At 36.0% G+C, this 12581-nt stretch carries 11 protein-coding genes; 3 read left to right on the top strand and 8 right to left on the bottom strand.

Going from position 1 to position 12581, the window contains the following annotated elements; translation table 11 throughout:
• The first annotated feature begins 222 nt into the window (after positions 1 to 222).
• Positions 223 to 1104 carry a cupin-like domain-containing protein gene (locus KI430_RS12340; RefSeq protein WP_248875204.1) on the top strand — a complete coding sequence of 294 codons (882 nt, stop codon included), beginning with the start codon at positions 223 to 225 and terminating at the stop codon, positions 1102 to 1104.
• An 81-nt stretch (positions 1105 to 1185) separates the two neighbouring features.
• Here the strand turns inward: KI430_RS12340 and gdhA are convergent, their stop codons facing one another.
• The 3 genes from gdhA to KI430_RS12325 form a co-directional block, all read right to left on the bottom strand.
• Complete coding sequence (gene gdhA, locus KI430_RS12335) at positions 1186 to 2544, bottom strand: NADP-specific glutamate dehydrogenase (protein ID WP_248875202.1); 1359 nt, start codon at positions 2542 to 2544, stop codon at positions 1186 to 1188.
• A gap of 183 nt (positions 2545 to 2727) precedes the next feature.
• Entirely contained in the window at positions 2728 to 3834 is a 1107-nt protein-coding gene (gene dprA / locus KI430_RS12330) for a DNA-processing protein DprA (RefSeq protein WP_248875200.1), read from the bottom strand.
• A gap of 30 nt (positions 3835 to 3864) precedes the next feature.
• Positions 3865 to 4638, bottom strand: a complete 774-nt coding sequence (locus tag KI430_RS12325) for a rhomboid family intramembrane serine protease (protein ID WP_248875197.1) — start codon at positions 4636 to 4638, stop codon at positions 3865 to 3867.
• A gap of 144 nt (positions 4639 to 4782) precedes the next feature.
• On the opposite strand from KI430_RS12325, the gene KI430_RS12320 reads away from it, so the two are divergent.
• Positions 4783 to 5889 (top strand): DUF3078 domain-containing protein, encoded by a 1107-nt coding sequence (locus KI430_RS12320; protein WP_248875195.1) that lies wholly within the window; start codon positions 4783 to 4785, stop codon positions 5887 to 5889.
• 46 nt (positions 5890 to 5935) lie between these two features.
• Positions 5936 to 6847 carry a DUF3078 domain-containing protein gene (locus KI430_RS12315; RefSeq protein WP_248875193.1) on the top strand — a complete coding sequence of 304 codons (912 nt, stop codon included), beginning with the start codon at positions 5936 to 5938 and terminating at the stop codon, positions 6845 to 6847.
• 25 nt (positions 6848 to 6872) lie between these two features.
• Here the strand turns inward: KI430_RS12315 and msrA are convergent, their stop codons facing one another.
• The 5 genes from msrA to KI430_RS12290 all read right to left on the bottom strand — a co-directional run bounded on the left by msrA (position 6873) and on the right by KI430_RS12290 (position 12570).
• Positions 6873 to 7436 carry a peptide-methionine (S)-S-oxide reductase MsrA gene (gene msrA, locus KI430_RS12310; protein ID WP_371868381.1) on the bottom strand — a complete coding sequence of 188 codons (564 nt, stop codon included), beginning with the start codon at positions 7434 to 7436 and terminating at the stop codon, positions 6873 to 6875.
• Between the two features lie 186 nt (positions 7437 to 7622).
• Positions 7623 to 8597, bottom strand: coding sequence for an ROK family protein (locus KI430_RS12305; RefSeq protein ID WP_248875191.1), 975 nt, complete (start codon positions 8595 to 8597; stop codon positions 7623 to 7625).
• A gap of 77 nt (positions 8598 to 8674) precedes the next feature.
• Positions 8675 to 9703, bottom strand: a complete 1029-nt coding sequence (locus KI430_RS12300; RefSeq protein ID WP_262920901.1) for a TonB-dependent receptor — start codon at positions 9701 to 9703, stop codon at positions 8675 to 8677.
• Entirely contained in the window at positions 9704 to 11257 is a 1554-nt protein-coding gene (locus KI430_RS12295) for a TonB-dependent receptor (RefSeq protein WP_248875187.1), read from the bottom strand.
• A gap of 107 nt (positions 11258 to 11364) precedes the next feature.
• A complete protein-coding gene (locus KI430_RS12290) occupies positions 11365 to 12570 on the bottom strand; it encodes a PepSY-associated TM helix domain-containing protein (protein ID WP_248875185.1) in 1206 nt (401 codons plus the stop codon).
• Between the last annotated feature and the right edge of the window lie 11 nt (positions 12571 to 12581).

Here is a 12581-nt window from a genome sequence, read left to right as displayed (position 1 = left end):
GTTATTAATTGTATCACTAAATAGTTAGTAATTAAAAATTGCAAAATGTTACAAAGTTTTTTTTGGAGTGTAAAAAAGATTAAAAGTTAAATGACTGATTAATTTATAAAGCAGAAATTATAACATAGATTTAAACTATTTGTAATTGTTATAAATAAAGGAAATGTTTTTTCTCTTCGGAAACATTAATTTAATAAATTTGTGCCTTAATATTACATTAATATGGGAATCATTCTAAAACCAATTGATATAGTAGACGATATTTCTAAAGAAGATTTTCTGGAAAAGTATCTAAAACCACGCAAGCCTGTCGTGATAAAAAATATGGCGAGAAACTGGCCAGCCTACCAAAAATGGACGATGGATTATATAAAGGAAGTTGTAGGCGATGTAACAGTCCCTTTATATGACAGTGCAAAAGCGGATCCTGCGGCTCCAATCAATGCGCCGACTACCGAGATGAAGTTTGCGGATTATATCGACCTAATCCAAAGAGAACCGACTGATCTTAGGATTTTCTTCTTTGATCCGATAAAGCACGCTCCGAAAATCCTAAAAGATTATCTTTCTCCTAAAGAGTTAATGGGTGGATTTTTGGATAAATATCCGTCTATGTTTTTCGGCGGTAAAGGTTCTGTAACTTTTCTCCATTATGACATAGATATGGCGCATATTTTCCACACGCATTTTAACGGTAGAAAACATGTTTTGCTTTTTGATTATAAATGGAAAGAGAGATTGTATCAGCTTCCTTACGCAACCTATGCTTTGGAAGATTATGATATCGAGAATCCTGATTTTAAGAGTTTTCCAGCATTGGATGGTGTAGAAGGAATTGAGTGTTTCCTGGAACATGGTGATACACTTTTTATGCCTACAGGTTGGTGGCACTGGATGAAATATCTGGACGGAAGTTTCTCTATCTCATTAAGAGCTTGGGACAAAAGCTGGGCTGTAAAAGCTCATTCTCTATGGAATCTTACTGTGCAAAGAGGTTTTGATAATTTTATGAAGAAAAATTTCAAAGCCAATTATATGAATTGGAAAGAGAAAAAAGCAATCGCAAGAGCCAATTATGCTTTGAAAAGAGGATTGCCTAAGTAATTATAATTCAATCTTCAAAAATAAATAAAAATGCAACTCAATTATTGAGTTGCATTTTTATTTATAATAAGTGAAATTGGCTTAAACTACACCTTGAGCCAACATTGCCTCAGCTACTTTTACGAAACCTGCGATGTTTGCACCTTTTACATAGTTCACAAAACCATCTTCTTCTTTACCGTAATCTCTACAAGCTTTGTGGATGCCAATCATAATCTCTTTCAGTCTTGCATCTACTTCGTCGGAAGTCCAGTTCAGTCTGATAGAGTTTTGTGTCATCTCCAATCCGGAAGTAGCTACACCACCAGCGTTAGAAGCTTTTCCTGGAGAGAATAGTACTTTGTTGTCCAAGAAATAATTGATAGCGTCTAAAGTCGAAGGCATATTCGCTGCTTCGGTTACACAAAGGCAACCATTTGCAACCAATGCTCTTGCATCATCCAGGTCTAATTCATTTTGAGTTGCAGAAGGGAAAGCAATATCACATTTTACTTCCCAAGGTCTTTTGCCAGCGAAGAATTGCGCTTCCGGATATTTTTTAGCATAATCCTCAGCCCTGTTATTTCCACTAGCTCTCAGTTCAAGAAGGTATTCAATTTTTTCTCCAGAGATTCCGTCTTTATCATAGATATAACCGTCTGGCCCAGAAATAGTCACTACTTTTCCACCAAGGTCATTAATTTTTTTGATAACACCCCAAGCCACGTTTCCGAAACCTGAGACTACAACCGTTTTACCTTCAATCTTTTCGTTGATTGTTTTCAGCATTTGCTCAGCAAAGTAAACAACGCCATAGCCAGTTGCTTCTGGTCTGATCAAAGATCCACCGTAAGCCAAACCTTTACCAGTCAAAACTCCGGTAAACTCGTTTCTGATTTTTTTGTACATTCCGAAAAGGTACCCGATTTCTCTTGCACCAACTCCGATATCTCCTGCAGGAACATCGGTTTCCGGACCGATGTGTTTGCAAAGCTCCATCATAAAAGCCTGACAGAAACGCATAACTTCCATATCAGATTTTCCTTGAGGATCAAAATCAGAACCTCCTTTTCCACCGCCCATTGGCAATGTTGTCAAACTATTTTTGAAGACTTGCTCAAAAGCCAAAAATTTCAATACGCTAAGATTTACCGTTGGATGGAATCTGATTCCTCCTTTGTAAGGCCCGATTGCAGAATTCATTTGGATTCTGAAACCTCTGTTTACCTGGATTTCTCCTTTATCATCAATCCAAGGCACACGGAAGATGATTACTCTTTCCGGTTCTGCCATTCTCTCTAAGAGCTTCATTCCGGTATATTCTTTTTTCGTAGCGATGAAAGGGATTACGGTTACCGCAACTTCTTTTACAGCTTGGATAAACTCGGGTTCGTTAGGGTTTTTGGCTTCGATTTTTGCCATAAACTCCTGAATCTTTTCTTCAACGTTAAATAATTCCATTGTTGTACAATTATGACAACAAATTTAAATTCTTTTTCGAATTTCGCAAGTAATATTTTGATTTTTATTAAAAATTTAATGATATTGATTAAGTTTTTTACATAATGTATAATTACATCTTTTGTGTTAACAATATTTGAATTTAACATTAAATAACTTCAATTTTCGAAAATGTAGGTTTTGTTAATTTAATTGATATTGACGTCCGGAAAGACAGTTGATGTAGCCATATATCTCTAAATCAAGAAGAATTGGCAAAAGTTTGTGATGTAAAACACCCGATTTGTCAGCTAATTCGTCAAGCGTAATCGTCTTATTTTCTGTGATAATTGCCAAAATTTTGTGGTGATCTTTTTTCTCAGGATCAATTTCAATTTTAACTTCTTCCTTTGGGAATAATTCCGGTTGAGGAATGAAGTTCAGGTTTTTGATTAATGAATTGATATCGACAATAGTTTCGGCTTTGTTAAGAGAAATCAGCTGGTTACAGCCTTGACTGTAAATGTCAGTGATTTTACCAGGCAAAGCAAAAACATCGCGATTGTATTGATTGGCAAAACTAACAGTTGTAACAGAGCCGCCACCGTAAGCCGTTTCTACAACAATCAGATTGGGAGAGAATCCGGCGATGATTCTATTTCTTTGCAGAAAATTTTCTTTGGCCATTCCTTCGAACGATGCATATTCGGTTATGAGCGCCCCTTCATTTTCTATAATTTTATTGGCTAAAGTTTTGTTTTTAGCAGGATAAATGGAACTTAATCCTTGTGCTAAAACAGCAATGGTCGGAATTTGATTTTTCAGCGATTCTTCGTGAACGCAGGAATCCACGCCCAAAGCTAAACCACTAACTGTCGAAACTTTTGAACCAGATAATCCGGAAAGCAATTCTTGGATAAAAGTCTTTCCGTAAGAAGTCATTTTTCTGGTTCCAACAATACTAACTGGATTTCTGTCAGGATTCAGGTTTCCTTTGTAAAATAGAACCACGGGAGAATCGTCGCAATTCAAAAGATGTTTTGGATAGAGTTGATGAGTTTGAGAAATAATGTTAATACCTTGTTTTTCACAAAGTTTAATTTCTTTTTCAGCAATGAGCAGAAATTCTTTATTCCCGATATTCTGAATTGTTTGTTTACCAATTCCTGATGTAGAAAGAAGAGATTTGGGAGAAGATTCCCAAACTTTTTTGGCTGAGCCGATATTTGCAATCAGCTTTTTTAGATTGATGTTACCAATGTTTTTGCACTGTTTCAGCGCTAGAATGTAAAGATATTCTTCGGAAATCATAGGTCATTTGTGTTATGACCAAATTAAGAATTATTTTTCTCTTTTCCGAATTTCATCCAGATAATCCCAAATAGATTCTTGTTTTAGTTGAGGTAATTCTTCAAAATCTTCGGGATGATTGGTCATATATTCTTGCCAGATTTTATCATCCTTTTCGTTATAATAATTAGGAAATTCCCAGATGTATTTCTTTTTTTTATCGCCAATTTTTCTGAAAATAACAGCCAATATAACGCCGGTTATACTTCCTGCTAAGTGTGACTGCCAACTGATTCTGCTCGGCTCTTCCAGATTAGAGAAAAATTCTTCTGGAAAAATTCCCCAAATCAAACTTCCGTAATACAAAGCGACAACCATAGAAATGGTCAGTAATTTCATATTCCAACGGAAAACACCACTGAAAAAAATGAAAAATGCCAACATATAAACCAACCCGCTGGCTCCAATAATACAACTGTAGTTCCATTCTCCGGTAGTAATATCGATTGGCGGCAACATCCAAACCAATAATCCTGCTGCAATCCAGCCAATGAAGAAAACACGGAATGCTATTTTGGAATAAAATTCGAAAAGTAAAAATAAGAGAATCGCAATCGGCATAGAGTTTCCGATAATGTGATCCAGGCTTCCGTGCAGAAGTGGCGCGAGGAGAACACCTTTCAGTCCTTCCGGCATCAGAGGAATCAAAGCGCCATTACAACCTTGGAAAAATCCAATGTTTTGTAACAGGAAAAAACTCCACATCAGAACCAACATAATAATTGGTACTAAAATAGATCGCAAATTGAAGGATTTTAAAAACATTGATTTTACATTCTCAATTTTACAGCCAATTTTGAAAAAAGGTAATTTTGTCTGTAAAAAACAGGTCAATAAATGTGAATTTGGTTATAAAGTCAGATTATTAGAAATTTAGTTTTATTATTTTTGTTTAAAATTTAGATATTAATGAAAAAGGTATTGGTGTTGTTTGTCCTAATGTTGGGCGTTTTCTTTAATGCACAGGTGACTGATTATCAGAAAATCATCGACTCCATCGGTCGAAAAAAATGGGACTCTACATCTATAGATCTTGACAGCCTTTCCAATCCAAGGATTATTGATATAAAATCTTTGAAAAGAGACGAGGTGCAAATCAATAATAGCGTTGTGATTGTTCCTAACAATGATGCAAGCCCGCTAACACCATCATCTATTTTGACTTTACCTACATTGAAACGTTGGTTTATATTCGGGCAAAATACTTTAGTTTTCAACCAGTCATCATTTGCCAATTGGTACGCTGGAGGAAATAACAACATTGGTGTCATCGGAAAAGTGAATTATAATATTGTCTATAAAAAAGATAAACATTATCTCGATAATAATATCCAGCTAGGTTATGGTTTTGTTTCGTCTACAGGTCAATCTACCAGAAAAACAGATGATTACATCAATATTATGACCAATTACGGGTATGAGTTAGCGCAGCATTATTATTTGTCAACCGGTTTTCAGTTTCTGTCACAATTCACGCCGGGATTCAATTATTCTGCAACACCAGATCCTGTTTATGATAACAGAATTTCTAAATTTATGGCGCCAGGCTACCTTAACCTAGGTATTGGTCTTTCATATAACCCCAATGAAAATTTCCAGCTGATTGTTCGTCCTTTGAATGGGAAATTCACTTTTGTATTGGATAAAAAACTTCAAACCAAAGGTAACTATGGTTTGGAAAGAGACGGGCAAAGTATGAGAGCTGAGGTTGGTACAATGGTGAATGTTCTTTATAAGATTAAACTTTTCAAAGATGCAACCTATGTAAACCAAATCAATTTCTTCAGTAATTATCTGGAACATTCGGAAAGAGTTGATATCAATTACAGTGGCGCTCTTAATCTAAAATTCAACAAGTATATTACGACTTCTGTAACGATAGACGTAATGTATGATCACGACCAGATTCAGAAAGTCCAAAGAAAGCAAACGTTAGGAGTTGGCGTTACTTATAATCTGGGTTATAAGGTTGACAGAGATAGCAATACAGGTGTTATAAAGCCGTTCATTAACTAATCATTCTTCTATTTTATTATATTTGTTTAACCAAAAACAAATAAATATGAAGAAAGTTCTATTATCAGTAAGCCTTTTATGGGCCTTGAGTTCCTATGCACAAGAACAGCCCGTGCAAGATTCTACCAAAGCTTGGTCTATCGTTGGACAAAATACATTGATGCTCAATCAATCGGCATTTTCCAATTGGGTTGCCGGTGGTGCCAATAATATTGGTTGGCAAGCTGGAGTCAATTATAATATGACTTATGAGAAGGACAAAGATCTTTGGGAAAATCTCATTATTCTTGGTTATGGGATGAATAATACCCAAGGTGTAGGAAACCGGAAAACGCAGGATGTGATTAATCTTTCTACCAATTACGGCCGTAAACTTTCGGGAAGTTGGTATGCTTCAGTTGGTGCTGGATTGATTTCCCAATTCGCGCCAGGTTATGAAGACGGCAATAATCCGGAAGCTTCTAAAATATCGAATTTCATGTCTCCTGGTTATGTTAATCTGGGAGCAGGTTTTACTTATAAACCCAGCGATAATTTTACAATGACATTACGACCGGCCAACGCAAGATTCACTTTTGTTCTGGATAAAGATTTGCAATGGGCAGGGAATTATGGACTGAAGAATGATGGCGATTCTATGCTGTTCCAATTTGGTTTCTTGGGAACGGCGCAGTACAAAGTAAAGTTGATGGAAAATATTACATTGCAAAACAATGCTTCGGTTTTTTCTAATTATCTGGATCACCCCGAAAGGCTTGTTTTGTCCTATTCCGGAATTCTGAATATGAAAGTCAATAAGTATATATCGACCAACGTTACTTTGGATCTATTGTATGATCATAATCAAATCAAGAAAACACAGTTGAAGCAAACCTTAGGAATTGGTTTAGCGTATAATATTGATAATGGTCAAAAACGTTCGGAAGATAAACGCAACCAGGAATGGAAAACAAAATAAAAATTTGAAATAAAAAAAGCGGAGATTAATTCTCCGCTTTTTCGTTTAGCCAACCCATTTCTCCAAAATGTTTTTTGAACTTTTGGATTTTTGGTCCAACAACAGCACTGCAATATGGCTGAGTTGGGTTGGCATTATAATAACCTTGATGGTAAGCTTCCGCAGGCCAGAATTTTTTGAAAGGAACAATCTCCGTTACATATTTTCCGTTCCATTCCTGTTTTGCTTCGGACTCTTTCATAGACTCTTCTGCTTCTTGTTTTTGTTTCTCAGAATGATAGAAAATTGATGATCTGTATTGCGTTCCGATATCATTTCCTTGTCTGTTAAGCGTCGTAGGGTTATGAAGGAACCAGAATACTTCCAGCAGTTGTTTGAAAGAAATAATCTTTGGGTCAAATGCAATTTCTACCACTTCTGCGTGTCCGGTAGTTCCAGTACAAACTTCTTCATAAGTTGGGTTATCCTTGTGACCTCCGGAATAACCAGAAGTTACAGATTCTACGCCTTTCAGCATATGAAAACAACTTTCTACACACCAAAAACATCCGCCTGCCAAAGTGGCATATTCCAAATTGTTCTTATCCATTTTTTGATTTGTTAAGGGTTTTGATTTTTTCTCCTGTCCATTACAGTTGACGAGGAAAAAACATAAGATGATTAATAAATAACGAGTCATTCTTCGAAAAGAAAAATCCTTTGATTTTCCTACATCTTAATAGCAAAAATTATTCCTATTAATAAATATGAAAGTCCAAAGGATTCTTAATATCAATTATTTATTATTTTCCCATACCAGAGCACTAGCTCCGAGTATAGCTGCGTCTGCCTCGTCCAACTCGCTGAAAACTAATTTTACTTTTGAGCGAAAAATAGGAAGCAGGTTTCTTTCCATATGCAATTTGGCTGGTTTTAGTAGAAAGTCTCCAGCCTTAATTACTCCACCAAATAGCAATATCGCTTCCGGAGAAGAGAACATCACAAAATTAGCCAAAGCTTCACCTAATTTTTGTCCTGTATATCTGAAAACCTCAATCGCGGTTGGGTCACCTTTCTCTGCACATTCGAAAACAGTTTTAGAATTGATGGCATCTTCAGGGTATTGATTCAGCATAGAATCTGGAAACTCAGCACGGAATTTCTTTGCCGTAATGGCAATTCCTGTTGCAGAAGCATAAGCCTCAAGACTTCCTTCAGAACCTGTGCTCCAGTGCTTTCTTCCGCCCGGTTTTACAATCGTATGTCCTAGTTCGCCAGCAAATCCATCGTGACCATAAATCAGATTTCCTCCACTGATGATTCCACTTCCAACACCTGTTCCAAGCGTAATCATTATAAAATCTTTCATCCCTCTTGCTGCACCAAACATCATTTCTCCAAGCGCTGCTGCATTAGCATCATTTGTCATTTTACACGGAACTCCGAATTTGGCTTTCATCAAATCTGCAAAGGGAACTACACCTTTCCAAGGAAGATTGGGAGCCAGTTCTATTGTACCTTTGAAGTAATTTGCATTAGGTGCTCCAACGCCAATACCATCCAGAGTGGCGCTGCCGGAAACCTCATCTATTAGAGGTTTGATATTGGTGTATAAAGCATCTATAAAATCCTCTACTTGTTTATAATCTTCAGTTTTTATACTTCCTTTAGCAAGAATTTCTCCACGGTGATTGACCAAACCGAATTTGGTATTAGTTCCGCCAATATCAATTCCGATTGCTATTTGTTTGGATAGATCAATTAATGACATCGATTTTTAATTTTTTAAGACCCTAAATTTAGGTAAAATCAATGTAATATGTGATAAATATTAATTTAATTTTAAAATTAGAAACTGACTTTTATCGTTAATCCAAAAGTTCTCGGGTCTCCCAAAACGCCAGCGTAATGTCCAGCGTTCCCAGCTCCCGGAAGCAATTGCTCAAAATAATCTCTGTTAAAAATATTTCTTACCCAAATATATGTTGTAACACCTTGTCTCACTCGGAAACCAAATCTTGTGTTGAATAAAGCATATCCGGCAACATTCATAAACTTAGACGGAGTCGGACTGGATGAAAAAGTTGAACGATAATAACTGTCCAAAGCAAAGAAATAATCTCCTTCATATTTCAAGAATTTTCCAGCAAAATTAAATTCTCCTCCTGTTGAACCTGCCCATTTTGAAACACCAGGCAAAACGCCGCCTGAAATATCAACATAATTCGCACCGCCTGTGTCTTCCAAAGCTGGTGGTGCATTGGTGAATTTTTTATAAATCGCTTCTGTGTAAGCTAGATTCGTGAAGAAATAAAAGTTGTTGAATGTATAAGAAATATCAGTTTCAATGCCTCGAACTTGTACTTTTTGTGCATTGGCAAGATAACCTCTGTTAAGTTGCAAACTTTCTGCCTGAACTTGTATTTGATAATCCTTGATATCAGAATTATAAACCGTTAAATTGAAAATCAAATTTTTAAGAGGTTGAGATTTAAGCCCGATTTCATAGTGTAGAATTCTTTCTGGTTTTACAACTGCAAGTTCTGTCATTACTCTTCCGTTGTCCGTGGGAAGACCTCCTAGATTAAGTCCAACGGGTTTAAAGCCAGTTGAGAAAGTTCCAAAAAGATTATAATTTTTAGTTGGTTTATAAGCTAAAGTCAATTGTCCAGAAAAATTGGTGTCATCAATTGAAGCGTTGAATTCCTGATTACTATAAACTGAATTTTTAATTGCTTGCAATGCTTCTTTGTCAGGATTATCATCAGAAATTTCCAATCCTCCGTAAATGATTCTTTTAAAATCGATTTCTTTTTTATCATAATTAATTCTGATTCCGGGAAGCAAACTAAATTTTTCGGTAAAAGCCCAATCCAGTTATCCAAACACTGCTCCACTGAAGGAATTGAGACTTGGATAAGACTTGATTCCATAGCCATCTAACAGTCCTGCAGTCTGCCAAAGAGAACTTATTGTATTCTGTGAAAATCGCCATTGGTCTTTTCCTGCTTCCTCGATTTGTCCATCTTTATCGGCTCTTAATCTTTGCCAAATTCCAAACACTCCAAAAACACCGCTCAATTTTTCATTGAAGTTTCCAGACCAGCGGATTTCCTGACTCCATTGCTGATGTTTACTCGGTGCCTGTGATTTTGCCAAAGCTGCAAGTCCTGTGAAATCTCTATCATTTGAAGGATTCCAATTCCAGAATCTCCAGGCTGAGGTGGAAGTAATTTTTCCTTTTCCGAGATTATATTCAACATTCAAAGAAAGTCCGCCCATATCTTGTTCAGCTTTCCAAGGCGTGTCTGTATCAACTGTTCTATTGAAGGGGTCAATCTTTGGCAAAGTATAACCAAGGTCAGAAATAATATTATTGAATTGTCTGTAAGCCGCTCTTTTGGTCGTCACAACTCCGGCAATGACCTGCGCATATCCGTTGGCTCTTAATCTATTGTAATCTCCAGTTAGAATGAATTTCAGGTTTTCATTCGGCTTGTATAACAATTGGTCTCGGATAGCGATTGAATTAATATCATTAAGCTCCTGATTGGTTCTTGAATTATAAGTTGTTCCGTCTCTGTGAGTTCCTGATGCAGAAAACCTGTTCGCAAATTTATCCGTAATTGCTCCAGTTACAGAAGTTTTTGCCTGAATGAAACCATAATTTCCATAACTGATTTCAGCTGTTCCTCCAGTTGTAAAACTTGGCTGTTTTGTCGTAACATTGAAAGTTCCTGCAGTTGTATTTTTTCCAAACAAAGTTCCCTGCGGACCTCGCAAAACTTCGATTCTTTCTATATCGACAAAATCCAAAGTTGTAGCCGCTGGTCTTGCATAATAAACGCCGTCAACATAAAATCCTACACCAGGGTCGAGCCCGTCATTGGTTAAACCATAAGTAGAACCCAAACCTCGGATGCTGAGACTTGTGTTTCTAGGCGTTGAGCTGTAAAATTGAACAGATGGAACAAATTCTTTCAATCGATTGACATTGAAAGCGCCCGTTTCTTCCGCTTTTTTCCCTGATATTACATTGATAGGAATCGGAACTTGCTGTGCAGTCTCTTCTCTTCTTCTTGCCGTTACAACAACTTCTGTGATTACAACATCATTTGGAAGAAGTTTTATGAATAAAGTATCTGTAGGTATTTCTTTTATTGATACGAATCTTGTTTCGAAACTTTTTTTCTGGATTTTTAATTCGAAAGGAAATGAATCGATATTATTCAAAACAAAGTTTCCATTTTGGTCAGTTTGTATCGATAGATTTTTATCTGTTTTCGATGATATTTTTACACCGCTGATAGATTTGTTATTAATACTGTCAAGAATTTTCCCGTAGATAGAATTTTGTGCAAAAGAAAATGTGAATGACAAAATAAGAAATACAAAAATTGCCTTTCTCAAAAAAGTCGAAGGTCTGCTCATAGTTTAAAATTAATGAGCAAATGTAGAAAATAAATAATCTATACTAAAATAGTATGAATTAAATTTAATAAAAAACCCGAATGATTTAATTCAGGTTTTAATATCAATTATTTTGTTTGTGTTTTCTTTCTTCTTCCCCACCAAATCATAAATCCTGTAATTGGCATCGATGCAATAATCAAACTTACAATGAATGCAATAATTTTAGTTGGCAAGCCTAATATAGCACCAACATGAATGTCGTAATTAGCACCGACAACTTTTTCTCCAAAATTTTTATCTTTTGGATCGTGTCTGTGTAATAGCTCTCCAGAATTCTCATCAAAAATCAAACTACTGCTTTTGTGATAAGAATAAGAAAGATGTTTCACATAAACTTCGAAATGTGGATGCTCGTGATCATCAATATGCGGATGTCCTAAGTCCAAAGAAAAAGCAAACGCATCAGGATAAAGCTCAATCACTTTATCGGAAATTTTATCCAATGTTTTGTCGGTTCTCATTTCAATTGGTGCTTTGGTCGTGATTTTTGAAAAATCCGGATAAGCTGTTTCTCCTCCTGAAAATACAAAATAAATCATTGCCTGAACGACGAAAAATGCGTAGAATAATCCTGTAATTGTGAGAATCAATGCGAAAATTGAAGAATAGAAGCCAAGGATGTTATGAAGGTCGTAATTTTTTCTTTTCCATTGTGTGGTGTCTTTCCATTGGAATTTGAAGCGTTGTTTTCTTGCGGGTTTATTTTTTGGCCACCAAAGTATAATTCCGCTAATTAACATTATCAAAAAGATAACGACCGGAATCCCCACAACATAAGTTCCCCAGTCCTGTTTCAAAAGAAAACTCCAGTGGATGGACTTTACAATGGCAAAGAATCCGTTTTTCTCATCATAAACCTGCAGAACTTTTCCGTTGTATGGATTAACGTAAGCCAATTTGTAAATCGGAAATTCATCAAAATAATTCCATTGATCCGGCTGATGCTCATACCAATAGAACTGATAAGACATTTTTTTATCAATCGGAACATTGACCCAGTGGATTGGATATTTTTCTTTGGTTTGTTGATCTACCAGTTTCTCCAATTCGCGAATCGGAATGACTTTTTTGGACTCGATATTTTGTTCGTTATGATAGATGTATTCTTTACGGCTAAAGTTTTCTATCTCGTCCTTGAAAACATAAAGAGCTCCTGTAATCGAAATAATAAATATCAGGATACCAATGGATAAGCCAAACCACAAATGTAGTTTGGCTGACCATTTTTTAAAGAACCCAGGTTTCTTCTTATGATGATGTTTTTTCTTCATAAATATCTAAA

Origin of the sequence: Epilithonimonas zeae (assembly GCF_023278365.1) — a bacterium.
Classification (GTDB): domain Bacteria; phylum Bacteroidota; class Bacteroidia; order Flavobacteriales; family Weeksellaceae; genus Epilithonimonas; species Epilithonimonas zeae_A.
The sequence above is the reverse complement of the archived record's forward strand: the minus strand, read 5'-3'. Positions and strand labels throughout refer to the sequence as shown.

Coding starts and splice junctions, on each gene's coding strand:
- KI430_RS12340 (WP_248875204.1), top strand. CDS start 223: ATGGGAATCATTCTAAAACCAATTGATATAGTAGACGATATTTCTAAA.
- gdhA (WP_248875202.1), bottom strand. CDS start 2,544: ATGGAATTATTTAACGTTGAAGAAAAGATTCAGGAGTTTATGGCAAAA.
- dprA (WP_248875200.1), bottom strand. CDS start 3,834: ATGATTTCCGAAGAATATCTTTACATTCTAGCGCTGAAACAGTGCAAA.
- KI430_RS12325 (WP_248875197.1), bottom strand. CDS start 4,638: ATGTTTTTAAAATCCTTCAATTTGCGATCTATTTTAGTACCAATTATT.
- KI430_RS12320 (WP_248875195.1), top strand. CDS start 4,783: ATGAAAAAGGTATTGGTGTTGTTTGTCCTAATGTTGGGCGTTTTCTTT.
- KI430_RS12315 (WP_248875193.1), top strand. CDS start 5,936: ATGAAGAAAGTTCTATTATCAGTAAGCCTTTTATGGGCCTTGAGTTCC.
- msrA (WP_371868381.1), bottom strand. CDS start 7,436: ATGGATAAGAACAATTTGGAATATGCCACTTTGGCAGGCGGATGTTTT.
- KI430_RS12305 (WP_248875191.1), bottom strand. CDS start 8,597: ATGTCATTAATTGATCTATCCAAACAAATAGCAATCGGAATTGATATT.
- KI430_RS12295 (WP_248875187.1), bottom strand. CDS start 11,257: ATGAGCAGACCTTCGACTTTTTTGAGAAAGGCAATTTTTGTATTTCTT.
- KI430_RS12290 (WP_248875185.1), bottom strand. CDS start 12,570: ATGAAGAAAAAACATCATCATAAGAAGAAACCTGGGTTCTTTAAAAAA.